The sequence below is a fragment of the Actinopolymorpha rutila genome (genome assembly GCF_013407855.1).
In the GTDB taxonomy this organism is placed as follows: domain Bacteria; phylum Actinomycetota; class Actinomycetes; order Propionibacteriales; family Actinopolymorphaceae; genus Actinopolymorpha; species Actinopolymorpha rutila.
The window spans coordinates 4,454,552-4,477,449 of the sequence record NZ_JACBZH010000001.1 but is presented as its reverse complement, the minus strand read 5'-3'; the positions used below and the strand labels follow the sequence as shown (position 1 = coordinate 4,477,449).

22 protein-coding genes and 1 pseudogene are annotated in these 22,898 nt (G+C 70.3%); 12 read left to right on the top strand and 11 right to left on the bottom strand.

Annotation, left to right across the window (positions count from 1 at the left end; all coding sequences use genetic code 11):
• Positions 1-12 precede the first annotated feature (12 nt).
• Entirely contained in the window at positions 13-1,041 is a 1,029-nt protein-coding gene (locus F4554_RS19950; RefSeq protein ID WP_179788976.1) for a mechanosensitive ion channel family protein, read from the top strand.
• 60 nt (positions 1,042-1,101) lie between these two features.
• Here F4554_RS19950 and F4554_RS19945 read toward each other — a convergent pair whose 3' ends face one another.
• The gene (locus F4554_RS19945) at positions 1,102-1,806 is read right to left on the bottom strand and encodes a GAF and ANTAR domain-containing protein (protein ID WP_179788975.1); all 705 of its coding nucleotides are present in this window, start codon (positions 1,804-1,806) and stop codon (positions 1,102-1,104) included.
• A gap of 258 nt (positions 1,807-2,064) precedes the next feature.
• On the opposite strand from F4554_RS19945, the gene F4554_RS19940 reads away from it, so the two are divergent.
• From F4554_RS19940 to hpnH, 6 genes are all read left to right on the top strand, one after another.
• Entirely contained in the window at positions 2,065-2,532 is a 468-nt protein-coding gene (locus F4554_RS19940; RefSeq protein WP_179788974.1) for an STAS domain-containing protein, read from the top strand.
• 105 nt (positions 2,533-2,637) lie between these two features.
• Positions 2,638-2,973 (top strand): WhiB family transcriptional regulator, encoded by a 336-nt coding sequence (locus F4554_RS19935; protein WP_202889378.1) that lies wholly within the window; start codon positions 2,638-2,640, stop codon positions 2,971-2,973.
• Positions 2,974-3,245: 272 nt separating this feature from the next.
• Complete coding sequence (gene hpnC, locus F4554_RS19930) at positions 3,246-4,091, top strand: squalene synthase HpnC (RefSeq protein ID WP_337796117.1); 846 nt, start codon at positions 3,246-3,248, stop codon at positions 4,089-4,091.
• On the top strand, positions 4,088-4,990 hold the full coding sequence (locus tag F4554_RS19925) for a phytoene/squalene synthase family protein (RefSeq protein WP_179788972.1): 903 nt from the start codon (positions 4,088-4,090) through the stop codon (positions 4,988-4,990). The genes hpnC and F4554_RS19925 overlap by 4 nt, the downstream gene beginning before the upstream one ends.
• Complete coding sequence (locus F4554_RS19920; RefSeq protein ID WP_179788971.1) at positions 4,987-6,105, top strand: polyprenyl synthetase family protein; 1,119 nt, start codon at positions 4,987-4,989, stop codon at positions 6,103-6,105. The genes F4554_RS19925 and F4554_RS19920 overlap by 4 nt, the downstream gene beginning before the upstream one ends.
• A 67-nt stretch (positions 6,106-6,172) precedes the next feature.
• Positions 6,173-7,177 carry an adenosyl-hopene transferase HpnH gene (gene hpnH / locus F4554_RS19915; protein WP_202890069.1) on the top strand — a complete coding sequence of 335 codons (1,005 nt, stop codon included), beginning with the start codon at positions 6,173-6,175 and terminating at the stop codon, positions 7,175-7,177.
• A 23-nt stretch (positions 7,178-7,200) separates the two neighbouring features.
• Here hpnH and F4554_RS19910 read toward each other — a convergent pair whose 3' ends face one another.
• From F4554_RS19910 to F4554_RS19900, 3 genes are all read right to left on the bottom strand, one after another.
• Positions 7,201-8,112 carry a DMT family transporter gene (locus tag F4554_RS19910; RefSeq protein WP_179788969.1) on the bottom strand — a complete coding sequence of 304 codons (912 nt, stop codon included), beginning with the start codon at positions 8,110-8,112 and terminating at the stop codon, positions 7,201-7,203.
• Position 8,113: 1 nt separating this feature from the next.
• Positions 8,114-10,663 (bottom strand): wax ester/triacylglycerol synthase domain-containing protein, encoded by a 2,550-nt coding sequence (locus F4554_RS19905; RefSeq protein ID WP_179788968.1) that lies wholly within the window; start codon positions 10,661-10,663, stop codon positions 8,114-8,116.
• 142 nt (positions 10,664-10,805) lie between these two features.
• On the bottom strand, positions 10,806-12,068 hold the full coding sequence (locus tag F4554_RS19900; protein ID WP_179788967.1) for an MFS transporter: 1,263 nt from the start codon (positions 12,066-12,068) through the stop codon (positions 10,806-10,808).
• Positions 12,069-12,362: 294 nt separating this feature from the next.
• On the opposite strand from F4554_RS19900, the gene F4554_RS19895 reads away from it, so the two are divergent.
• The 3 genes from F4554_RS19895 to F4554_RS19885 are packed head-to-tail and all read left to right on the top strand — an operon-like array spanning position 12,363 to position 13,834.
• On the top strand, positions 12,363-12,704 hold the full coding sequence (locus F4554_RS19895) for an ArsR/SmtB family transcription factor (protein ID WP_179788966.1): 342 nt from the start codon (positions 12,363-12,365) through the stop codon (positions 12,702-12,704).
• 3 nt (positions 12,705-12,707) lie between these two features.
• A complete protein-coding gene (locus F4554_RS19890; RefSeq protein WP_179788965.1) occupies positions 12,708-13,214 on the top strand; it encodes an SRPBCC family protein in 507 nt (168 codons plus the stop codon).
• Positions 13,214-13,834: a dihydrofolate reductase family protein gene (locus F4554_RS19885; RefSeq protein WP_179788964.1), complete on the top strand. Its 621-nt coding sequence runs from the start codon at positions 13,214-13,216 to the stop codon at positions 13,832-13,834. The genes F4554_RS19890 and F4554_RS19885 overlap by 1 nt, the downstream gene beginning before the upstream one ends.
• A gap of 17 nt (positions 13,835-13,851) precedes the next feature.
• Here the strand turns inward: F4554_RS19885 and F4554_RS19880 are convergent, their stop codons facing one another.
• Positions 13,852-14,739, bottom strand: a complete 888-nt coding sequence (locus F4554_RS19880; RefSeq protein WP_179788963.1) for a sigma-70 family RNA polymerase sigma factor — start codon at positions 14,737-14,739, stop codon at positions 13,852-13,854.
• 194 nt (positions 14,740-14,933) lie between these two features.
• Positions 14,934-16,043 (bottom strand): enolase C-terminal domain-like protein, encoded by a 1,110-nt coding sequence (locus tag F4554_RS19875; protein WP_179788962.1) that lies wholly within the window; start codon positions 16,041-16,043, stop codon positions 14,934-14,936.
• Between the two features lie 208 nt (positions 16,044-16,251).
• Between F4554_RS19875 and F4554_RS19870 the strand changes: the two genes are divergently transcribed.
• Positions 16,252-17,088 carry an SCO family protein gene (locus F4554_RS19870; RefSeq protein ID WP_179788961.1) on the top strand — a complete coding sequence of 279 codons (837 nt, stop codon included), beginning with the start codon at positions 16,252-16,254 and terminating at the stop codon, positions 17,086-17,088.
• Here the strand turns inward: F4554_RS19870 and F4554_RS19865 are convergent.
• Positions 17,058-17,978, bottom strand: a complete 921-nt coding sequence (locus F4554_RS19865; RefSeq protein ID WP_179788960.1) for a PrsW family intramembrane metalloprotease — start codon at positions 17,976-17,978, stop codon at positions 17,058-17,060. The genes F4554_RS19870 and F4554_RS19865 overlap by 31 nt on opposite strands.
• Positions 17,979-18,124: 146 nt before the next feature.
• On the opposite strand from F4554_RS19865, the gene F4554_RS19860 reads away from it, so the two are divergent.
• Complete coding sequence (locus F4554_RS19860) at positions 18,125-18,811, top strand: acetate uptake transporter family protein (protein WP_179788959.1); 687 nt, start codon at positions 18,125-18,127, stop codon at positions 18,809-18,811.
• Between the two features lie 32 nt (positions 18,812-18,843).
• Here F4554_RS19860 and F4554_RS19855 read toward each other — a convergent pair.
• The 4 genes and pseudogenes from F4554_RS19855 to F4554_RS19845 all read right to left on the bottom strand — a co-directional run.
• A pseudogene (locus F4554_RS19855) lies at positions 18,844-19,119 on the bottom strand (MerR family DNA-binding protein); the annotation flags it as partial.
• Positions 19,098-19,250, bottom strand: coding sequence for a MerR family DNA-binding transcriptional regulator (locus F4554_RS34230; RefSeq protein WP_476495512.1), 153 nt, complete (start codon positions 19,248-19,250; stop codon positions 19,098-19,100). The gene F4554_RS34230 and the pseudogene F4554_RS19855, both read right to left, overlap by 22 nt.
• 26 nt (positions 19,251-19,276) lie before the next feature.
• Positions 19,277-21,595, bottom strand: a complete 2,319-nt coding sequence (locus F4554_RS19850) for a DUF4838 domain-containing protein (RefSeq protein WP_179788958.1) — start codon at positions 21,593-21,595, stop codon at positions 19,277-19,279.
• Between the two features lie 205 nt (positions 21,596-21,800).
• A complete protein-coding gene (locus F4554_RS19845; protein ID WP_179788957.1) occupies positions 21,801-22,808 on the bottom strand; it encodes a phosphotransferase in 1,008 nt (335 codons plus the stop codon).
• Positions 22,809-22,898 lie beyond the last annotated feature (90 nt).

Genomic DNA, 22,898 nt, shown 5'->3' with positions numbered 1-22,898 from the left:
TTTCGTCTGACCATGGACAACGCAACGACACCGTACGTTCTGACAAGCCTGACCGGCCAGGCCGGCATCGTGCAGGACTGGCTGCACGACAACATGTCCGCGCTGGTGGGTGTCCCGCTGCGGATCCTGCTCATCATCCTGGTCGGCGCGCTGTTGCGCGCTGTCGCCAAACGTGCCATCACCAGGGTGGTCGAGCGGTTCATCGAGCCGCCCGAGGAGGAGTCGCCCGCGGAGGAAGGATCGCGCTCGCGCGGCTCCGGAGTGTTGTGGCGCGACCGCACCCGGGCCTCCGAACGCCGCCGCCAGCGAGCCAGGACGATCGGCTCGGTGCTGAGCAACATCGCCGCCATCGTGATCGTGGTGACGGCGATGGCGATGGTCCTGGACCAACTCGGCATCGCGCTCGGCCCGCTGCTCGCGAGTGCGGGCGTCGTCGGCCTGGCCATCGGGTTCGGCGCGCAGAGTCTGGTGGCCGACTACCTGTCCGGCATGCTGATCATGGTCGAGGACCAGTACGGCGTGGGCGACATGGTCGACCTCGGCGAGGCGGTCGGGGAGGTCGAGGAGGTCGGGCTGCGGCTGACCCGGATCCGTGACCTGCACGGCGGGCTGTGGCATGTACGCAACGGCGAGATCCTGCGGGTGAAGAACGACAGCCAGGGCTGGGCCCGTGCCGTGCTCGACGTCTCCGTCGCCCGGGACGCGGACATCGACCAGGTACGCCGGATCCTGCAGGAGACCGGCCGGAGGATGCGCGCGGAGCCGGCGTACCGAAGGATCCTCCTCGAGGACCCCTCGGTGTGGGGCGTGCAGTCCGTCGGCGCCGACGGTGTCGACGTCCGCGTCGCGGTCAAGACGGTCCCGCTGCAGCAGTGGGCGGTGTCCCGAGAGCTCCGCGAGCGGATCAAGAAGGCGCTCGACGCCGCCGGCATCGACATTCCGTTCCCGCAGCGCACCATCTGGATCCGCAGCGAGGACGAAGGGAGCGGCCTCCGGCGCGACGCCGACACGCCGGCGAGGACGGGCTCCCGCAACAACTGAGAGTGCAGGCGCCGGCCTGGGGCCGTGTTCCGAGACGCGCCCCAGGTCAGCTGCTCTACCTCAGCTGCTCGGCGTCTCGCCGGTGTAGATGACCTCGCGGGCGACGTCGCGAAGCTTGACGTTGCGCTGCTGGGAGGCCTGCCGGAGCAGGGTGAAGGCAGCGTCGCTGGTGACGTGGTGTCGCTCCATCAGGATGCCCAGCGCCTCACCGATCGTCGCCCGCGTCTCCAGCGCCTCGCGGAGGTGGTCGGCCTGGCGGGTGGCCGCGATGGCGACGCCGGCGTGGGAGGCGAAGATCCGGCCGATCACTTCCGAACGGTCGGTGAACGCGTGGGCTCGGTCTGCGTACAGGTTGAGCGCGCCGAAGGTGTCGTCGCGCGCGAACAGGCGGAACGACAGCATGGCCCCCACTCCGAGGCGCAGCGCCTCGGGACCGAACCTCGGCCACCGCTCGTCGTTGGCCAGGTCGTTGGCCAGCTGGATCTCTCCGCCGCGCACGGACGCGACGCACGGTCCCTCGTCCAGGCGGTACTGCGCCTCGTCCACCGCGTAGATGTAGTCGGCCGTCGCGACCGGCGTGTCGATTCGGCCGCGCGCGTGGCGCATGGTGATGCCGGCGGCCGTCGCTCCGGGCACGGAGTCGACGGCGGCCTTGACGACGAGGGCGAGGGTGGACTCCTCGGAGTCTTCCGCCCACAGGTTCTGAGCGAGTTCGGCGAAGGTACGCGCCAGGCGCTCGCCTTCGGAGGACTGGATCAATCTCATCGCCGCCTTCGAGAACTGGGTGCGCCCGCCCGACAGGGCGCACGCAAAGGTGTCGACCACGGGATTATCCGATGCGCCCTGCTGGCGGGACAGGGGCGGGTCCTCTTTCTGCCATCCCGCGATGTCCGGAGTCGGACGTGTCTTGTTGATCTTTTCGTCCCGGCAACGATTGGCGACGATCCCCACGGGTAGGTCCAATTCTGGTTGGACAGCTAGCCGCGCACATTGGCCGCAATGTCGATCCAGGTGAGGCTAGCTGTGACCGGTCACCTCTTCCCCCGTCCCCGCGCCGACTCCGTCGGCCGTTCCTCCCTTCGTCCCACCTCCTACGCCGGCGACGGCCGCCTGCAGTTCCTGCCCCTTCCGGCACCCCGCACCTCCAGCCCGCTGGTGGCGGGTCCCCAGCCGGTGAGCACACCGGCACTGGACGTGACCTGGAGCGCGGACAGCCACGGCCACACGGTCGTGAGCGTCGCCGGCGACGTCACGCACGGCAACGCCTGGCAGTTCAAGCGCCAGTTGCAGTGGCTGCTGCTGGCGCAGCCGCCGGTGCTCCTGCTGCGACTCAACAACGCCCGCTTCCTCGGCTCGTTCGGCGTCGAGTGCCTGGCCGCCGCCTACCGGTGGGCCGGACAGCTGGGTGTCGACATGCGGGTGGCCGCCCCCGCGAGCGGTGCCGGCCGACTGCTCCACCTGACCGATCCCGGCGATCCGCTGCTGCCCTGACCGGCCGTGACGGCCGCGTTCGGGTTCCGTACCGGTGTCCCGGCCGAGCAGCCGACCTGGCCCCCGTCGACTGCCCGTACATCTTGTGGGCGAGGAGAAACAGACATGCCCAAGCGAGGAACAGCCATGCCGGGCGGACGCAGCAACTCCGCGCGTCCGGCGAAGGCCTGGACACAGTGGCACGACCAGGCAGCCTGCTCTGAACTGTCGAGCCGGCTGTTCTACGGACACGAGTCCGAGAGCGCGGCCGAACGAGCCACCAGGGAGGCGACCGCGCTGGCGGTGTGCGAGACGTGCCCGGTCCGCACACAGTGCCGCAAACACGCGATGAACCTTCCGGAGATGTACGGGGTGTGGGGTGGCACCACCGAGGCCCACCGCAAGGGCACGCGGCGCTGGTCGAGAGCACAGCAGTACGACGGGGCTCGGCGTGCGTCCTAGGTCCGTCTGCCCCGTGCTCGCGCGGGCACGGGGTGTAATTCACCCTGCTCGAAGGTGGTTGTAGTTCGGCCGCCTGGGTAACGATCCCTTAGCCAAGATCACCCCTGGGACGTCGCGGCCTCGTCGTTCGCGTCCAGGTGGTCTGCACCGGCTCGACGGAGGATCGATGTGCCCACTCGACGACCTGCGAACTCCCGGCGATCCGCGGACGCTCGCCGCGGACCATCGACCTGGGCAGACATCCCCGTCCGTGCCTTCGCCGGGGCGCTGAGGTGACGGCGGCCGGCGCAACCAGTGTCGAGTCGTCCGCGCTGGACAAGGCGGCGAACGAGAACTTCCCGGTCGCGCTGCGGGTGCTCCCCGGCCGGGTCCGCCGGCACCTGAACGCGCTCTACTGCTACGCCCGGTACGTCGACGACCTCGGTGACGAGGCCCCCGGCGACCGGGCCGCGGCGCTGCGGGACGTGGCGGCGCAGGTGCGCCTGGTGTACGCCGGTGGAGAGGTCGCCGACCCGGTGGTCGCCGGGCTGCGGCCCCTGGTCACAGAGGTCGGCGTACCCGCGGATCCGTTCCTGCGGCTGGTGGAAGCCAACCTCGTGGACCAGCGGGTGACGCGGTACACCTTCGCGGAGTTGCTGGACTACTGCCGGCTGTCGGCGAACCCGGTGGGCGAGGTCGTACTCCACATCTTCGGCGTGGCGACACCGGAGCGGATCGAGCTGTCCGATCACCTGTGCACCGGACTCCAGCTGGTGGAGCACTGGCAGGACGTAGCCGAGGATCGCCGGCTCGGACGCGTCTACCTTCCGCAGGAGGACCTGCGCCTGTTCGGTGTCCGCGAACAGGACCTGGACGCGCCCCAGGCAGGTGAGGCGGTCCGGGCGCTGCTGGCGTTCGAGACGGGCCGTGCGCTGGCCTACCTCGATGCGGGAGCGCTGCTGCTGCCGAGCCTGCGCGGATGGGCCCGGCTCGCGGTGTCCGGCTACCTCGCCGGCGGTCGCGCCGCGGCGGCCGCGATCGTCCGGGCCGGACACGACACGTTGTCCGGAACACCCCGGGCCGGTCGCCGGCAGGTCGCGGCGGCCTGGCTGCGAGCGAGCGTGCGGAGCCCTGGATGAGTGACGTCACGAACGCCTACGACGTCTGCGAGGAGATCACCCGCCGGGAGGCCCGGAACTTCTCGTACGGCATCAGGTTGCTCCCGCCGCCGAAGCGGCGGGCCCTCAGCGCGGTGTACGCCACGGCCCGGCGGATCGACGACATCGGCGACGGCGAGCTGCCGGCCGAGGACAAGCTGCGGCGTCTCGCCGAGGTCCGCAAGGCCATCGTCAACCTCGGCGGTGATGCGACCGGCGAGGTAGCCCCTGCGGGGACTCCGGAGGTGTCCGGTGGCGACCCGGTGCTGCTGGCCCTCGCCGACGCCGCGGCCCGCTTCCCGATACCCCTGGACGCCTTCGACGAGCTCGTCAGCGGCTGCGAGGCGGACAGCTGCGGCACGCGATACGCCACGTTCGACGACCTCGTTGGCTACTGCCGCTGCGTCGCGGGCTCGGTGGGCCGGTTGTCGACCGGTGTCTACGCGCCCGCCGACCTCACCCACGCCATGCCGCTCGCCGACTCGTTGGGCATAGCGCTGCAGATCACCAACATCCTGCGGGACCTGCGCGAGGACCGGCAGATCGGCCGGGTCTACCTGCCCGAGGAGGACCTGCGGCGCTTCGGCTGTTCGCTCGACCTCGACGCGGCCGGCCGGCTGGCTGATCCGCCGAACCGCCTCGCCGCCCTGGTGCGGTTCGAGGCGGACCGGGCCGAGACCTGGTACCAACACGGACTCACGCTGCTACCGCTGCTGGACCGGCGAGCGGCCGCGTGCACCGCCGCGATGGCCGGCATCTACCGCCGGCTGCTCCGGCGGATCGCTCACGACCCCGAGACCGTCCGCGCGGCCCGGTTGTCGCTGGGCACCGGAGAGAAGCTCGGGGTCGCCGTGCGCGCGCTCGTCCGGAGGTCGGCATGAGCCGCCCGCGGTCCACGTTCGTACCGGTCGCTGTGCCGGACCCGGTCACGAGGTCCGACCTGGCCGCCGTTCCCGACCCGGTCGCCGTGCCCGTCGCCGTGCCCGTCCTGGAGGAGGCCAGGCGGCTCAGCGAGCCGGCGATCCGCGCGGGCCTGGACCGGCTGGACCCGGACACGCGGCACGCCTGCGGCTACCACCTCGGCTACTGGGACGCCGACGGAAGCCCTCTCGACGCCGGCGGCAAGGGCGTACGGCCGGCGCTGGCGGTGCTGTCCGCGCGGGCGGCGGGGTCGGTGCGGGCCTCGGACAGCGGCACCCAGGACGGTGTCGTGGCAGCAGCGGCGTGCGAGCTCGTGCACAACTTCTCGCTCCTGCACGACGACCTGATGGACGGTGACACCGAGCGCCGCCACCGCACGACGGTGTGGGCGAGGTTCGGGCCGGCGACCGCGATTCTGGCCGGCGACGCGATGCTGGCGCTGGCGAACGAACTCCTGGCCGAGGCGGGCTCGCCCGCCACCCCGGCAGCGCTCCGGTACCTGAACATGACCACCCGCCGGCTGGTGAAGGGCCAGGCAGCCGACCTGGCGTTCGAGACGAGAGTGCGCGTCTCGCTGGAGGAGTGCCTGCGGATGGCCGGGGACAAGACCGGAGCGCTGCTCGCGTGTTCGGCGTCCCTGGGCGCGATGCTCGCCGGCGCCCCGTCGCGGACCACCACCGCGCTCGGCGAGTACGGCGCCCACCTCGGCCTCGCGTTCCAGCTGATCGACGATCTGCTCGGAATCTGGGGTACGCCGGCGCGCACCGGCAAGCCGGTCTGGTCCGACCTGCGGGCGCGGAAGAAGTCCCTGCCCGTCGTCGTCGCGCTGGCCTCGGACTGCACGGCCGGCCGGGCACTGCGCCGGATGTACGCCGAGGAGACGCTCGAGGACGACGCCGCGCTGGCGGAGCTGGCAAACCTCGTCGAGCGGGCCGGCGGCCGGGCCTGGACCGAGGAACGCGCCGAACGCGAGTCCGCGGCGGCCGTCGCCGCACTGGACGGTCTGGACGTGCCGGCGTCGGTGTGTGCCCAGTTGGCCGCACTCGCCGAACTCCTGTGCAGGAGGACCTACTGATGGCCCGACCGTTCGCCTCCGAGAACGCTCGTTTCTCCGCACCGAAGGAGGTCTGCTCCGCGTGAGCATGCCGTTGCGTCAGTCCCTGAAGGTCGGAAGCTATCTCGTTCGGCAACGCCTGAAGGGACGCGACAGGTTTCCGTTGCTGGTCGAGCTGGAACCCCTCTTCGCGTGCAACCTGCAGTGTGCGGGGTGCGGCAAGATCCAGCACCCCGCCGACGAGCTGCGACGGCGCATGCCGGTGGAGCAGGCGCTTGCCGCGATGGAGGAGTGCGGCGCCCCGATGGTCTCGATCGCGGGCGGCGAACCCCTGATGCATCCCGAGATCGACCGGCTCGTCGACGAGCTCGTCAAGCGGAGGAAGTACGTCTTCCTGTGCACGAACGCGATGCTCGTGCGCAAGTGGTGGGATCGTTACCACTTCAGGCCGTCGCAGTACTTCTCCTTCGTCGTCCACGTGGACGGGCTGAAGGAGCGGCACGACGCGTCGGTGTGCAAGGACGGCGTCTTCGACGAGGTCGTGGAGGCGATCAGGTTCCTGAAGGGCAAGGGGTTCCGGGTCAACACCAACTCCACGTTCTTCAGCGACGACACACCGCAGAACATCATCGACGTACTCGACTTCCTCAACGACGAGGCCAAGGTCGACAACATGCAGATCTCGCCCGCCTACGCCTACGAGAAGGCACCCGACCAGGCGCACTTCCCGGGCGTGACAGAGACCCGCGAGCTGTTCTCCAAGGCGTTCGCGGGCGGCAACCGGAAGCGGTGGCGGCTCAACCACTCACCGCTCTTCCTGGACTTCCTGGAGGGCAAGGCCGACTTCGGCTGCACCGCTTGGGGAATCCCGAGCTACTCGCTGTTCGGCTGGCAGCGACCGTGCTACCTGATGTCCGACGGGTACGCCGCGACGTACCAGGAACTCGTCGAGACGACAGACTGGGAGGCGTACGGCCGCGGCCGCGACGACCGCTGCGCCAACTGCATGGCCCACTGTGGGTACGAGCCGAGCGCGGTCCTCGCCACGATGGGATCACTGCGCGAGTCCATCCGCGCCGTCACCACCGGCTGACTCGGGACACTCCGCAGCACAACCTAGGAGACCCCTGCGGCGGAGACGGTCTCCTCGCGGAACTCCTGCGCCACCTGCTGGGAACGCCGGGCGAGCAGGAGTACGCCACCCGCGACCAGGGCCATCATGACCGCCTGCAGCGCGGTGACCAGCGGCCCGCTCGCGATGTTCTCACCGAGCCAGGTGGCGCCGAAGGCGACCGCCACAATCGGGTCCCCGACGGTGATGACCGCGGACGCCAGCGCGCCGATCAGCCCGCTCTGGAAGGCGTTCTGGTTGAGCAGGAAGCCGGCCACGCCGATGATGACGACGCCGTACAACTGCCACTGCGAAAGGATGTAGCCGGGTTCTGTGAGGTTGGCGGAGGAGGAGAGTTCGCGGACCAGGCCGGCGGTGACGCCGTAACAGATCGCGGTGGCGATCGCCAACGGCATCGCGCGCAGGTCGCTGTGGACGACGGTGGCCGCCACGAGGCAGGCCGCGACGAGTCCGACCAGCACCATGCCGAGCGGCACGACGGCGACGTCGCCCATCGGTTCGGCCACCTCGCTCGGTGCCTCGCTCGGGGACGCCAGCAGCAGGAACCCGGTCAGGCCCACCATCGCCACCAGCGCTCCCAGCATCAGCCGGGCGTCCGGCCACTGCCGCCGCATCGCGTAGGCGAAGCCGATGTAGAACAACGTGCCGGTGACCAGCAGCGGCTGGACCAGCGCGAGCGGCGCGAACCGCAGGGCGACCACCTGCAGGACGAACCCACCCGCGGCGAAGATCACGCCCGCACGGAACGCCCGGATCTGGATGAGGTCGAACAGAAGCCGGGGACGCATCGCGCCGCGTTGCGGTGCCTGGTGCGCCGAGTGGTGCTGGAGCACGCCGGCGGCGCCGTAGGCCGCCGCACCCGCCAACGCGCACAGGACGCCGATGAGAGTGCCCATCTCAGCCGGCAGCCCCCACCGCGACGGAGGGTTCGCGTGGTGTCTCGGTGTCCGCCATGAAGCTGGTGCGAAAGGCGTCCTTGACAACACCGCGGTCCAGCCCCAGACCTCGGTCGAGGAGAACTCCCACACCGGCCACTGCGCCCGACCCGACCACCCCGACGGTCAGCGGCACGCCGGAGGTCAGCGGAAGAACCGGGCACACGGCGCGTACGTCGGCGCCGGCGAAGGTCCGCGACCCTCGTGCGCCGGGCATGTAGGACACGATGGTGTTGAAGAAGTTCCGGTTATAGGTGGCGCGGGCGAAAGTACGGTGCAGCGGGCGGGGGAGTTGCCCCGCGGCCCACATCACCATCGCCGACGCGGCCACCTCGCCCTGCCGGTCGTGCAGGCGCGTGCCGGCGCGGATCCGCGCGGTCCGCTGGGTGAGCTCGAGCGGCCCGGTCGGCAGGTCGACGGCGAGGGCGCCGGTCCAGTTGCCCGAGATCCGGTCCAGCTTCGGCGGCCGCATCGCCACCGGAAACATCGCGCGTAACGGGCGGCCGGGTGCCAGCAGGCCGGCCGGGCGGAGCAGCCGGTCGAGCGCGTCGGCCACCAGTGCGAGGATCGCCTCGTGTGGCTGGGCGTCGCAGGCGGTGGCGAGGTCGCGGATCCGCTTCCACGGGACCGCTACCGTGACCAGGTCCCGTTGCCCGGTCGGCCTTGTCTGGTTGAGGGGGTGGCGCGGAGCGAGACCCTTGCCGGCCAGTTGCCCGACCCCGCGCAGGACCTGCACCGCACCCGCCCGGGCCGTATGCCGGCGGGCCGCGGGACGGCGTTCGCTCAGCCGGTCACCCGGCATCGGGTCGAGCAGCCGGTCGAGCAGGCCGAGTGCGGAGATCCCGTCGCCCTGGGCGTGGTGCAGCTTGACCGCGAAGGTGCTCCGCCCGCCGGCCTGCCCGTCCACGTGCAGCCCGCGCCAGGCCGGCGCCTCGGCCGGAATCGTACGCGACCAGAAGTCGCTGATGGCTGCGGTGACCTCCTCACCCGCGTGGCCTGTCAGCCGCTGCTCCTCGACGTGGCTCCACGCGTCGACGGAGTCCAGTAGCCGCCAGCCCAGTGGTCGGCGCACGAGGACCCGGCGCATCGGCGGCAGGCCGCTCGTCCGGGCCTGCATGGTCCGGCGCACGTCCGCGACGGTGACCGCCCGGCCGCCGGGCAGCGGGCCGAGCTCGAGAACCGCGCCCAGCTCCTGGGCGTACGGCCCGGTCTCGGCGAGGGCGAAGAACGCGTCCGCCGGCCGCATCGGCCAGGGCCGCTCGGCAAGGGCGGCTTGACGCGTGGACGTGGAGGCGGGCGTCGGTGTGTGCCGGGGCGCCGCGAGCGCGCGCAGGCCCGAGTCGAGGTCGTACCGCTCCAGGTGCCGCATCGTCGCGGCGCGCAGTCTCCGCAGCGGCTCCTGGTTCTCGGCCACCGACCGTACGTACGCCTGGAGCATCGCGAGGTCGGGGCACAGGTCGGTGAGGCCCGCGACCACCATCAGGTTGGCGTTCGCCACGCCGTGCGCGGCGATCGGCGTGGTGGTCACCACCGGCAGCGCGCTGGCCATCCCCTCCAGCGCGGTCGCCCCGCCCGCGTTGGTCACCAGGAGGTCCGCCGCCCGCATCAGCGTGGGCATCTGGTCGGTCCAGCCGAGGGGAAGCAGCCGCTCCCGGGGCAGACCGAGCCGTTCGAGGCGTACGCGCGTCTGCTCGTTGCGCCCACAGGCCACCACGACGCAGACCTTGTCCGAGGTGTCCAGCAGGGCCGTCACCGTGGCGTCGGCGTCGCCGAAGGAGTAGGCGCCGCACGACAGAAGGACCACGAAGGCGTCGGCCGGGAGGTCGAGCCAGCGCCTGGCCTGCGCCTGGTCGCCGGGAGCGAAAGCGCGTACGACCGGCGGTGCACAGACCTCGACGTTCACCTCCGGCTCAGCGGAGCGGGCGAGTGCCACCGCCGTCTCGTGGACCACGAAGTTGGCGTCGAGTTCGGGGTAGACCCAGAACGGGTGCGGTGCGAAGTCGGAGACGTAGCACGCGGTGCGGACGCCGAGCCCGCGGTGACGGCGCAGCCAGGCGAGCCCGGAACTGCCCAGTGGATAGGTGGAGAGCACCAGGTCGGGCTCGAAGCGGTCGATCTCGGTCCGCAGCCGCCGCCCGGCCCAGGAGCCGGTGAACCTTTTGGACGCCTGGGCAAACCAACGGTGCCGCCACTCGCTGGCGTAGAAGAACTCGTACAGCCAGGGTGTGCGCTCGACGTTGGAGACGTAGATGGACCGGAACGCCCGGCCGACGCCCGGACCCATCACGTCCAGCGTGTCGACGCGGTGGCACTCGCTCCCCGGCCACAGCCTGCGGACCGCCTCCTCGAGCGCGTTGGCGGTGGAGTTGTGTCCACCGCCCATGTCGGCCGAGACCAGCAGGACGCGATGGGGACCCTCACCGATCTGAGCGCCGACCTGGGCGCCGAACTGGTCGCTGATCCGGGCGCCGATGTGGGCACGACCGTTCGAGCGGGCCGGGGGATGGCTCATTGTGGGTGGATACCCATCGAACGGGATCCAGAACACCGCTGCCACCGGTGCCACCGCTGCCGAGGGCACGTGGCCCGGGCGTGGCTTCCCACCCTTCGTCCATCTGTCAACCGCGCCTTGCGCGAACGTGCCGCGGGGGCCGTCAGGTGGTGGCGGATCCGGTGATCGGCCGGCGGACGATGAACCAGTAGCAGAGCCCGGCCAGGGCGGCCACCACGCCACCGGAGTAGAAGGCCAGCGACCATGAGTCCGTCCGGTCGACGATCAGCCCCGCCACCAGCGGCGAGAACGCTCCACCGAAGTACCCGCCGAAGTTCTGGATGGCGCCGACCGAGGCGACCTGGTGCTGGGGCGCCACGTCACCGGGCATCGCCCACGCCGACCCGGTGATCGCCGAGACGAAGCAGAGCGCGAGGGTAAGCAGGAGGAGCGTCGGTGCGAGGCCGTGCGCGCTGGGAACCAGCACGACGGACAGCCCGGCCAGCAGCGCACAGGCGAGGATGAGCATCCGGCGTACCTTCAGCGGCGAGCCGACCCCCCGCGCGACCAGCCTGGTGGTGAGAAATCCGCCACCAACGTCGCCGACCACGCCGCCGAGCCACGGGATGCTCGCGTACAGGCCGAGCTTCGCCAGGTCGATGCCCTGCGTGCGGACGAGGTACAGCGGGAGGAACGCGAGGAAGATGTTCCAGATCCAGATCGTGCAGAAGAAGCCGAGGATCATGCCCCACACCGTCCGCTGCGTGAACAGCTGCGGCCAGGAGACGGACTCGGACTCGGATGTGGACTCGGCCGGGGCGTCCTGCTGGTCGGCCTCGATGAGTTCGCGTTCCTCCGCGGAGAGCCGGCGGCTTCCGGACGGGTCGCGGTATCCGATCCAGAACGCGATGACGAAGATCAGGCCGAGTACGCCGGTCACCACGAACAGCGCCCGCCATCCCCAGTGGACCATGACCGGAACCAGCAGCAGCGGCGCGAGTGCCGGTCCCCACTTCGACGAGGAGTCCCAGATGCCGGTCGCCGTTCCGCGCTCGCGCTTGGGGAACCACTTGCTGGTGATCTTGGCCGAGGCGGGGAAGCACGGCGCTTCACCCACCCCGAGGACGAGCCGCGCCGCCAGGAACTGCGGCAGCCGGTAACAGAGCCCGGTCGCGAGGGTGGCGACGCTCCACAGGGTGACCGCGACGGTGTAGACGCGGCGGCTGCCCAGTCGGTCGATCAGGTGCCCCGCGGGCAGCTGCATCACCGCGTACGTCCAGGAGAACACCGACGCCATCAGGCCGATGTCGGCCGCCGACAGGTCAAGCTCCTTCATCATCTGCGGCGTGGCGAGAGAGAGGTTCGCCCGGTCGAAGTAGTTGATGATGCCGCCTGCCAGGAGCCAGCCGAGGACCCACCAGCGCATGCCGAGTCGTCGTCTGTGCCCCTGCCGCCGGTCGGGGGGCGTGCCCCGGTCCACTCGGGTGCTGGTGCCGGCGCTTCTGTCCGTGCCCCTGCCTGTGCTCCGGTCTGTGGCCCTGTCAGCCATGCGCCACCTTCCGTGTCCCCCCTGATACGGGTCGCTGACCGGTTCCCGGACCGAAGGAGTCCAAACGGCCGGACGGCCTCGCGTGCCGTCCGATTCCGGCAACCTCCGGCCCTGAGAAGCCAGGCCTCAGCTCAACTTGACGCATGCCGATATGGGCATATGATTTCGGTCATGGCCCGGGCAGCGACGACGTCGGACGTCTTCAACGCGATCGCCGAGCCGCGGCGCCGGGAGATCCTGGTGCTGCTGCGGGCGGGTGAGCGGCCGGTGACCGACCTGGCCCAGGAGCTGGGGATGACCCAGCCGCGGGCGTCCAAACACCTGCGGGTGCTCCGGGAGGTCGGGCTGGTGCGGGACCGCAAGGCGGGCAAGCAGCGCCTCTACGGCCTGGACGCCCGCGGGCTGCGGCCGGTCCACGAGTGGACCGGCGGGTTCGAGCGGTTCTGGAACGAGAGCTTCGACCGGCTGGACGCATACGTGCAGGACCTGAAGCAGACACGGCAGGAGGAATGACCGATGGCAGGGGCAAGGCGAGAAGCCCGGGCGGAGCCGGCGACGGCCGATCGGGAGATCATGATCTCCCGGATCATCGACGCGCCACGAGAGCTGGTGTTCGAGGCGTTCACCGAGGTCCGGCACCTGTCGCGGTGGTGGGGACCGGAGGGGTTCACCACGACCACGCAGTCGTTCGAGTTCCGCGTCGGCGGGGTGTGGGACTTCGTGATGCACGGACCGGACGGGACGGACTACAGCGAGTGGATCTCGTGGACAGAGATCGCCCCGCCGGAGCGGATCGCGCTGCTCCACGGTGAGTTCCGCGGCGACCCGAACGCGTTCGAGTCGGTCCTGACGTTCGAGTCCGACGGTGCGGTGACCCGGATTCAGATGCGCACGGTGTTCCCCACCAGGGAGCTGCGCGAGGAGGCGGTCGAGAAGTACCACGCGATCGAGGGCGGCCGGCAGACGCTGAGCAACCTGGCGGTCTACGTCGCCGACCTCGCACGGAAGGGAGCGGAGGACTGATGGCCGGGAAGGTGTTCTTCAGCGTGTCGATGTCGCTGGACGGCTTCATCGCGCCCGACTCCCCCGAGGAGTTGATGGGGCGGCAGTGGATGGAACTGCAGCGGTGGGTCTTCCCGCTGCGATTCTTCCGGGAGAACCTGAAGCTCGGCAGGGGCGGTGAGGAGGGCCGCGACAACGACATCGCGCGGGAGACGTTCGAGCGCACCGGCGCGAGCGTCATGGGCAAGCGCATGTTCGACGCCGGCGAGCAGATGTGGCCGGAGGATGCGCCCTTCCACACCCAGGTCTTCGTCGTTACGCACGAGAAGCGTGACCCCTGGGAGCGGCCGGGCGGGACCACCTTCCACTTCGTCGACGACGGCATCGAGTCCGCGCTCGACCAGGCCCGCGAGGCCGCCGGCGACCGCGACGTCCGCATCGCCGGCGGCGGCGCGACGATCCTGGCGTACGTGAACGCCGGCCTCGTCGACGAGTTCACGATCACGCTCTCACCCGTGCTGTTCGGCTCCGGAATCCGCCTGTTCGAGGGCGTGGACGCCGGCCGCGTGGCACTGGAGCCGGTCCGCTCGGAGTCCTCCCCGAGGGTGACGCACCTGACCTACGCCGTCCGGGAGCGGTAGGCGCGCGGCGGCCGACGTCAGCCGCTGGCGGCCCTGCCGTTCATGCGGTTCATGCCGTTCATGCGGTTCACGCCGTTCAGGCCGGCGGACTCGTCGCCGGTGATGCCGGTTCGCAGGTCACGCAGGATGCGGTTGATGAGCCGGGACACCTGCATCTGGCTGACCCCGATGACGTCGGCGATCTCCTGCTGGGTGCGTTGTTCGAAGAAGCGCAGCCGCAGGATCTTCTTGTCCCTCGGGTTCAGCCGGGAGACGACCGGGCGGAGGACGGTTCTCGCTTCCGCGGCGGCCAGTTCGTCCGCGGCGGACACCAGCCGGTCGCCCAGGGTCGGCCCGTCGGGGTCCGGGTCGTTGCCCAGAGGGTGGTCCAGCGAGGCGGGGGAGAAGCAGGCGTACGCGGTGAGCGACTCGATGACCTCGCCGAGATCGGCGCCGAGATGCTCGGCGAGCTCCCTGGGCCGCGGGGAGCGCCCCAGCCGGTTGCCCAGGTCCTCCTCCGCGCCGCGGATCCGCAGCTGCAGATCCTGCAGGCGCCGGGGCGGCCGGACCGTCCAGCCGCGGTCGCGGAAGTGCCGCTTCAGGGTGCCGGTGATGCTCGGGACGGCGAACGCCAGGAAACCCTCGCCGTGGCTCACGTCGTAGCTGTGCACCACCTGCACCAGCGCGGTGTACGCCACCTGCTCGAGGTCGTCGTCGGCGATGCCGCGGCCACGGAACCTCCTCGCCAGTGCGCGTGCGAGGTCGAGGTGCCTGCAGACGACCTCGTCGTACACCTGTCTTCGCAGCGGCTCGGAGTTCGGGTCGGCGGCGAGCCGATGGTAGAGACGCGCGGTCTCGCGTTCCCGGGGATCGTCGGGCGGCGTGACGCCCGGATCGCCGGCGGAGGCGGTCGGGGGCTGGTCCATGGGCATCGTCCTCGTGGTCGTGCCGTACCTGCCGAGGCCGCCGTCGCACCGCGGCGCGATGCGCCTCCCCGTGTCCTGTGGCGGCCGTCTCCCACGCTAGAGGATGTATGCACATTCGCAACTATTGCGTTCTAAGAAGAACTTGAGAACCGCGCTGCCCGGCCCGGCTGATCAGCTCACTCAGCTCACGCGGCTCAGCCCACGCGGAACTTCTCCGCGTCCGACTCCCTGAACGAGAGCCCGTTGCCCGGGCCGTCGCCGGGGTGCAGGGCACCGTCGGTCGCCGTCACCGGGCCGTCGAAGAACATCGACTCGATCCGCACATGGTCGTGGAAGTACTCCACGTGCCGCAGGTGTGGCGTCGCCGCCGCGACCGCCAGGTGCAGGGCCGGCGCGCAGTGGGCCGAGACCGGCAGGTGGTGGGCGGCGGCGACGGCGGTGATCCGCTGCCACTCGGTGATTCCGCCGCACCGGCTGACGTCCACCTGGAGGCAGTCGACCGCACCGGCCGCGCACATGCGCTCGAAGTAGGTGAGGTCGTAGCCGTACTCGCCGGCCGTCACGTCCGGCCCCACGTGCTCGCGGACCCAGCGCAGCCCGTCGAGGTCGTCGGAGGTGACCGGCTCCTCGAACCACGTGAGCCGCAGGTCCTCGGCAGCGGCGGCGAGGCGCACGGCCTGCTTGGGCGCGAACGCGCCGTTGGCGTCGACGAAGAGTTCGACGTCCTCCCCGAGGGTCTGTCGGGCCAGGCGCATGCGGGCGAGGTCGCGGGCGGTGTTCGCGCCCCACGACTCACCGATCTTGATCTTGGCGTACGAGACGCCGAGCCGCCCCCACTCCTCGCACTGCCGTACAAGTTGGCGGTCGTCGTACGTCGTGAAGCCGCCGCTGCCGTAGACGGGTACGGGTGCACCGGCCTCGGCGCCGAGCAGTCGGTGCAGGGGAAGGCCCAGCACCCTCGCCCGCAGGTCCCACCACGCGGTGTCCACGGCGGCGATCGCCATCGAGACCAGGCCCGGACGCCCGGCGTTGCGTACGGCGGCCACCATCGCGTGGTAGCCGGACTGGACGTCCAGACAGCTTCGGCCGCGTACGACGTCGGCGAGTTCGCCGCGGATGACGTCGGCGGCGGCCGGCGGCCCGTAGGTCCAGCCGATCCCGGTGTGGCCGCCGCCGGTGAGGCGGACAAGGACCATGGTGGTCGAGTCCCAGGCGAGGGTGCCGTCGCCTTCGGGTGCGTCGGTGGGGACGGTGTAGGTACGCGTCTCGACCTCGGTCACGGGTACGTCCGTCGCGACAGCCATGCACGTCTCCTCTCCGAGGGCAGGCTCGCCGGCCGTGCTGGGTGGTCGGCCGCGACGTACCCACTCGGGTGCGGCCCCATGCGCCGCTCGGTGGCCGCGATCGACATCCTCGCGCCTGCCCCACACAGGCAGCCCGGTCTCGTCGGGTGACCAGGTTCCGGAGGTAGCATCGGCGCGCTGACGTCCCCGGGAAGGAAGGTCCTGCGCTGTGCGCCTGCGGTTGGTGACCGTGCGTCATACCGTCGGCGTTCTGGCGGCGCTCGCCGTCGCGGCGGCCGGAGTCGCCGGCTGCGGCGGGGGAGCGGACACCTCCGGCCGGGCCGGGCGTACGCCCGACAGCCAGAACGCGCCCGAGGCCGCGAAGATGGTGGCCACCGGCAACACGATGGACCAGCCGCTGCCCGCGACCGCGGCGAGCACCGCGCTGACCGACCAGAACGGCCGGCACCTGAGCCTGGGATCCCTGCGGGGCAGGACCGTCGTCCTGGCGCCGCTGCTGACCATGTGCCAGGAAACCTGCCCGATGACCAGCGAGAACCTCCACCAGGCGGCTCAGGCGGCTCGGCGTTCCGGTTCGTCGGCCAAGGTCGTCTTCGTGGAGCTGACGGTCGACCCCGCCCGCGACACCGTACGCCGGCTGCACGCCTACGCGAAGTTGTACGGCGCGCTGCCCAACTGGCTGCTGGTCACCGGCAAACCGGCGCGGATCACCGCGATGTGGAAGGCGCTCGGGGTGACCACCGAGAAGGTCCCGACCAAGGAGCCGGTACGCGACTGGCTGACCGGCAGGCCGGTCGAGCACCCCTACGACGTGCACCACCAGGACGTCGTCCTGATCGTCGGTCAGGACGGTCACCTGCGGTGGATCACGGTCGGGCGTCCTGACGCCCGTGGCACCAAGCTGCCCACCAGCATGCAGAAGTACCTCAACGACGAGGGCCGGGACAACCTCGCGCACCCGGCCGCCGACGGCGCGAGTTCGTGGACCGCCCACGACGTCGAGCAGGCGGTGGCCTACGTGCGCGACCTGCGCAGCGACGGCTGAGTCCGTTCGCCCCTGCCCTTGCGCCACGTCGCGACCAGCGTCGCGAGGCCGAGGACGGAGACGAACGCGAGGCCGCCGATGGACAGGATGGTGAACAACCGGATCTGGTCCGCGGTGGGCTTCGGCAGGTATCCCGTCTGCATGAAGCTGCTCGCCGAGACCCCGGTCAGAACGAAGGTCAGGGCGAGTGCGATCGAGTGCATCGAGTCCCACAGGGCATGCAGGATCGCCACCCAGAGGTACGTGACGGGCAGCGCGCCGCGAAGGTAGTGGACGCGGCCGCTGCGGGCCGCGCGGAAGAGCACACCACCGAGGATCGCGGTCCACAGCCCGTGCCCGACCGGTGCCAGGACGCCACGCAGGAGTTCGGTCTGGACCAGGTCGGGCAGGGACAGCCCCTTCTCGGTGATCATCGCGTTGAAGGCGTATCCCGCACTCTCGAACGCCGCGAACCCGAATCCCACCGCCGCCCCCAGCACGACGCCGTCCCTGGTGTGCCGCCGTGCCATGTGGCGGGTGACGAAGACGAGCGCCGCGAGCTTCACGCCCTCCTCGATCAGCCCGACGCCGAGGAACAACAGGGGCGAGGGGTGGAGGACGTACGACTCCAGCAGCGACGCGCCGAAGACGCCGAGCAGACCGCCGAGAACGAACGCCGTGACCACCAGTTCGGTGGTCACGTCCTCGTCCCGCCAGCGTTCGAACGCCCACGCGACGAAGGACACCGGGACCAGGAAGCTGCCGAGCAGCACCACCGTGGGTACCAGGTTCGCGTTCGAGGTCAGCAGAGTCACGGCGACGGCGATCAGCCACAGCAGGAGACCGGTGAAGAAGATCCGTAGGTAGAGCCGCCGCGGCGGCCGCCGCACGCGCACGCTGGACGAGACCATGGGACACCTCTCCGCAGATTCTCGGTTGGCTGGTGATGCCCCACGCCGGGATCATGAAACGGTCCGAGCGGCGGTCGCGGCGGCTCGCGGTGGCGGGGAGCGGGGCCGGCGGTTTTCCGGACGACCGCCATGGGTACACCGCTGCGATGGCTACGAGAGACGACGGCGTGGGGCGCGTTCCACACGTCAACGTGATGTTGCGGCCGGTCGCGACACCGCTGCCGGCCGGCTTCCTCGGCCTGGCGATGGCGAGCGTGCTGCTCGCGTCCCTCGAACTCGGGTGGATCCCGGCGGCCGAGGGGCACGAGGTGGCGTACGGCCTGCTCCTGGTCGTGGTCTCGCTGCAGTTCGTCGGCTCCGTGGTCTCCTGTCTCGCACGTGACCCGGTGGTCTCCACCGCGCTCGGCGTGCTCGCCGGCACGTGGGCCGCCGTCGCCGTGGACAAGCTGACCGCCACGCCGGGCGCGACGAGTGCCGGCCTCGGCGTCCTGCTGGTGGGCGCCAGTGTGCTGCTGTGGGCTCCCGCCGTCGTCGGGTTGCCGGACAAGGTCCTCCCGAGCCTCGTGCTCGTGCTCGCGGGTCTGCGGTTCCTGCTCACCGGGATCTACCAGCTGACCGCCTCACCGACGTGGAGGACCGTCACCGGCGTCGTCGGCCTGGTGGTGTGCGCCTGTGCGCTCTACTGTGCGTTCGCTGCCCTCTACCAGGACGCGCGCGGGCGCGGCGTTCCTCCGTTGCTGCGCCGCGGAGGCGCCCGTACGTCCGAAGCCGCGGCGACCGGCGTCGACGTCGAGCAGGTGACGAGCGAGCCAGGCGTACGCGGACAGCTGTAGGCGTAGGGTCCGAGCCGCCGGTGAGAGCGCGGTCAGTCCTCCGGCGCCACGGCCCGGTCGATCCGCTCCGCGAGCGTCTTCGCGAAGTCCTCCGCGCGCGCCAGTTGTACGCGGAGTTCGGTGACGCGTTCCTGGCTTGCGGTTTCGTACTCGCGCAGCCGCCTCAGTAGCTCGCGCCGCTCGTCCGCGGCGACCGGATCCCCGCTGTCCAGGCGGTCGGTGACGTCGAGCAGATCGCGCATCTGGTCCAGGGAGAAGCCGAGTGGCTTCATCCGGCGGATCACGATCAGCCGCTGCACGTCCTGCTCGGTGTAGAGGCGAAACGTCCCTGGGAGCGCGCGGACGGAACGACGAGCCCGGCCTCCTCGTAGTGGCGAATCGTTCGCAGCGAGAGTTCGGTGCGCGCGGCGACGGCGGAAACAGGGGTGTTCGCTGTCAGTGAGTAGGTACCGCTCTCCCGCTCGCCTACGCCCGGACGACGAACACGCGGTCGACGTAGACATAGGCGATGTCGGAGGAGTTCGGCGGCGCGATCCAGACGTACTTCGGATTGGCGGCGTCGTACTCGTAGACGCCCGGCAGTTGGAGCTCGTGATACTTCCCGTCCGCCACCTCCGAAACCTTGATGGTTCGTTCGTTTCCGAACGGCGGGTACACCCCCGCCACCATCGCAGCCGCATCGGGAGCGGCCGTTCCGGTGTCGGCGCGGACGGTGGCATACACCTTCCAGGTTCCGGTGGTCGGTAGCGAGTCGAGCGGGAGCTGGACGCCCCAGTCCGACCGGTTGCCGGGCATCCGTACGGTGTAGCCGTTGGAAGCGGCGGGGTCGTCGAGGATGGTGGTGACCGGCGCGTACAGACGCAGCGCCGGCTCCTGGTAGTCGGCCCAGTCCTCCGGAGGAAGGCCCGCGACGGTGGCGGGCGGGGTCGCCGGTGCGGTGGCGATCCGCAACTGGCGCAGCAGGTCCTCCGGAGTGCCGCCCCCCTCGCTGTACCGGGTGAGTCCGGCGGCGTGCATCTCCTCCCCGAATCGGTCGAGGCGGTTCTGCGTGTCGGGGTCCCAGTCGGCTCCGCGTTCGCGGGCGGTCCGCTGGAACTCCGACGTCCGCAGCAGGATCACGTAGTCGACGCCGAGTCGTACGGCCTGGACGTGCTTGCGGAAGTCGGCACTTTCGCGTACGGCCGACTCGGCCTGGGCCATCAGGTCGTCGGCGGCCACCATCGTGTCGAAGTTGAGGTACGGCGAGGCCGGTGACGCGCTGACGGTTAGGCGGGTGCTGGTGTCCTCGACCGACTGGCGGAGCAGCCGCATGTAGCGGTAGACGTACGTCGCGGCCGGGCCGTGGTAGCCGCGGAGGAACTCGCGGATCAACCGATCCGTGTCCTGGTGCGGATCCCAGAGCAGGCGCCCGAGCACCCAGGTGCGGAGGTGAACGAACTCGCTTCCGACGGCGTTGTAGGCGTGCTCGCCGAAGTACCCCTGCACCTGCGGGTGGGCGGCCATCGTCTGGATCCCGTCGGCCATCGCCCAGTAGTCGGGGAAGGGCTGGATGTAGGACGCGAAGTCGATCAGGTAGTCCCACACGACGATGTTGTTCGCGAGCCCGCACCAGGTCTGGATCTGCCGGCCGATCTCGGCATTGTCGTCGGCGAACAGCGAGTGCGCGAAGTTCGCCTGAATCGGCGCGACGGTCAGTACGACGGCGTCGTCGAGCTTGATGCCGGTCGGGGGAGCGAAGCTGAACCAGTACGCCTGCGTGCTGATGCGTGCCTGCGGAATCTGCTTCCGGACGCGGGTGACCACATCGTTGGCCAGATCCACCACCGCGGCGGAGAGCGAGCCGCCGTGCTGGTCGACGAACTTCTTGCTCGCGGGGTCGGGCTGCCAGTCGGCGTCCTGCTGGTCGAAGCCGCTGGAAGGATCGAGTCCGTCGGCGATGCGCTTGCGGATCGTGGCGGCCAGGTTGTCCGCCGCCATCTGACGGGTACGTTCGTCCATGGCCAGGATCTGCCCGCCGGACCACAGCGTCTGGTCGGGAACCATCGTCCGCCACGTTCCGCCGAAAGGCGTCGCCGGCCAGTACGTCGACCAGGTGTCAAGTGGGGTTGGGATTTCTGCGTCGTCCCAACCGCGGTTGCCGTTCAGCAGGTTGTGGTGCCGGTAGGCGGGATCCGCTGCGTCACCTGCGTACATCTGCCGGTAGGTGAACCGCGGCAGTTGGTCGCCGTTGAGCTGTGCAGCGGAGACCTCGAGCGTGCGAGCGTGAGGGACGACCGTGAACTCGGCGGAGAACCACCGCACCCCTAGGAGACGGTCGAGCATCCAGTAGACGCCGTATAGGGTTCCGCGGGAGTTGGCGCCGGCGATCAGGACGGCCTGTCCGCGCGTACGCAGGGCGAAGCCGTCCTCTCCGAGGCCTGTTGGGTCGAGGTTCCCGAAGCGACGCAGGAGGGAGTTCTTTTGCCCGACGACCAGAACCTCCGCGTCGTCCGGCGGGTCGTCGGACACGACGACCCGAAACGTCGCCGAGGTGATGGCATTCAGGTAGTGGGCCAGCTCGTCGGCCGCGTGCCGAGTCGTGGCGTCCTCGTCGGGGCCGCAGTAGATCTGGTAACGCGCGTGGCCATTGTCCGCGAGCCGGATCCGCCTGTCCGCCGCCGAGGCGGGAGTTGCCCAGGTGAGTGCCGATCCGCCGGCGAGTGCGGCACCGGCGACTGCCCCTCCGGCCGCGACGACGCTCCTACGGGTGGGTCGAGGTGTGCGCGTATCACCGTTGCCGCTCATGGATGTCTCCAGCGATCGTGCGGAGTGAAACCGGCGGTGGAACCAGTGAGAACCCTGCTGGGGCTGGTGATTCGGGTGACTCTGAACGCGGCCACAAGCTAGGCCGGACCTCGCGGAGTGTCAAGGAAACGTCACACACGTGAGCACGTCCACTCACGGCCACCTGGTTCCTGCCGGGATCCGCGCCGTCAGCGCCCGTCGGTGACTACGAGGCTGGAGGTGAGATCGCAGTTTGCAGCCAGGCCCACGGGAGTGGGCCGAGCTCGTCGACGTCCTCCGACGTAGCGCGGTCCATGTTCGTGATCAGCGCCCGGCTTCGCCTGAGTGGTGCGACCCGGAGGGCGTGGTGGAGCGTCTCCGTCAGCTCCGGAAGGTCGGCGTACTCGGTCCAGTGTCGTAGATAGGTCTCGATGAGCAACTGCAGAGCGGGGTGGTTCGGGTCGAACGGAGATGGCCTTGGCAACCAACGATGGTGACATCCGAAGAGGAGCGGCATGAGCGAGATGAACGGATGGGTCCAGGCGGCGTCCCCGAAGTCGATGAAGCGGTAACGCCCACTCGGACCCTGGGGGACCAGCACGTTGCCCGCCCAGAGATCGCCGTGTTCGACGGTGTACGGGATCGGCGACTGGGCCAGGGCCGTTCCGGATGTGTGGAAGACGTCGAGGCCTGCCAGCAGTTGAGCCTTCTGCGCCGTGGTCATGTGTCGTGGGTCCGATGGTGGCAGCGCGTGCAGGACGGCGGCCTGGCTCTCGGCTTCCCGACCTGCGGCGGCCGGATCCCAGCCCGGGAGTCCTGCCGCTTCGGCTCGGTCGTCGTGGCCGATCGTGGCCTGTTGCAGTTGGGCGTACTCGCCGACCATCGCGGCGATCCCGGCGGGGGTGTCGGAACACGTCTCACTCATCACCGGCCCCCCGTCGGCGAACAGGACGCGTCCGCTGGATTCGTCGAGGGCGAGCGGTGGATCCACGTGGTCCGGTGCGACGTCCGCGCAGAACGCGTGGACGGAACCCTCGGTGGCCCTGGCCGCGATGCTTTGCTTCAGCAGGACGTCGCCGTCAGCGGTCGGGATCCGCCAGACGGCCGACCAGGGCTGGATCGACAGGTCGGTCATCGGCCCCGCCAGTCGGATGTGCAACTTGTCGAGTTGGTGATGTGCCCACTGCTCTGCGTCGTCGCGCCAGGTGGACGATCCCCACGGGTGGACGATCACCGCCCGGACAGTAGCAGCTCGCCACGACCGAAACGTGTCCGTCAACCACACATTGCTTGCCGACCGAGGGCACGACCTGATGCACTTCCG

Bases quoted from the DNA above. Each gene is read 5' to 3' on its own strand.
- F4554_RS19950 (WP_179788976.1), top strand. From the start codon at position 13: ATGGACAACGCAACGACACCGTACGTTCTGACAAGCCTGACCGGCCAG.
- F4554_RS19945 (WP_179788975.1), bottom strand. From the start codon at position 1,806: ATGAGATTGATCCAGTCCTCCGAAGGCGAGCGCCTGGCGCGTACCTTC.
- F4554_RS19935 (WP_202889378.1), top strand. From the start codon at position 2,638: ATGCCCAAGCGAGGAACAGCCATGCCGGGCGGACGCAGCAACTCCGCG.
- F4554_RS19925 (WP_179788972.1), top strand. From the start codon at position 4,088: ATGAGTGACGTCACGAACGCCTACGACGTCTGCGAGGAGATCACCCGC.
- F4554_RS19920 (WP_179788971.1), top strand. From the start codon at position 4,987: ATGAGCCGCCCGCGGTCCACGTTCGTACCGGTCGCTGTGCCGGACCCG.
- hpnH (WP_202890069.1), top strand. From the start codon at position 6,173: ATGCCGTTGCGTCAGTCCCTGAAGGTCGGAAGCTATCTCGTTCGGCAA.
- F4554_RS19910 (WP_179788969.1), bottom strand. From the start codon at position 8,112: ATGGGCACTCTCATCGGCGTCCTGTGCGCGTTGGCGGGTGCGGCGGCC.
- F4554_RS19905 (WP_179788968.1), bottom strand. From the start codon at position 10,663: ATGAGCCATCCCCCGGCCCGCTCGAACGGTCGTGCCCACATCGGCGCC.
- F4554_RS19900 (WP_179788967.1), bottom strand. From the start codon at position 12,068: ATGCGCTGGTGGGTCCTCGGCTGGCTCCTGGCAGGCGGCATCATCAAC.
- F4554_RS19895 (WP_179788966.1), top strand. From the start codon at position 12,363: ATGGCCCGGGCAGCGACGACGTCGGACGTCTTCAACGCGATCGCCGAG.
- F4554_RS19890 (WP_179788965.1), top strand. From the start codon at position 12,708: ATGGCAGGGGCAAGGCGAGAAGCCCGGGCGGAGCCGGCGACGGCCGAT.
- F4554_RS19885 (WP_179788964.1), top strand. From the start codon at position 13,214: ATGGCCGGGAAGGTGTTCTTCAGCGTGTCGATGTCGCTGGACGGCTTC.
- F4554_RS19880 (WP_179788963.1), bottom strand. From the start codon at position 14,739: ATGGACCAGCCCCCGACCGCCTCCGCCGGCGATCCGGGCGTCACGCCG.
- F4554_RS19875 (WP_179788962.1), bottom strand. From the start codon at position 16,043: ATGGCTGTCGCGACGGACGTACCCGTGACCGAGGTCGAGACGCGTACC.
- F4554_RS19865 (WP_179788960.1), bottom strand. From the start codon at position 17,978: ATGGTCTCGTCCAGCGTGCGCGTGCGGCGGCCGCCGCGGCGGCTCTAC.
- F4554_RS19860 (WP_179788959.1), top strand. From the start codon at position 18,125: ATGGCTACGAGAGACGACGGCGTGGGGCGCGTTCCACACGTCAACGTG.
- F4554_RS19850 (WP_179788958.1), bottom strand. From the start codon at position 21,595: ATGAGCGGCAACGGTGATACGCGCACACCTCGACCCACCCGTAGGAGC.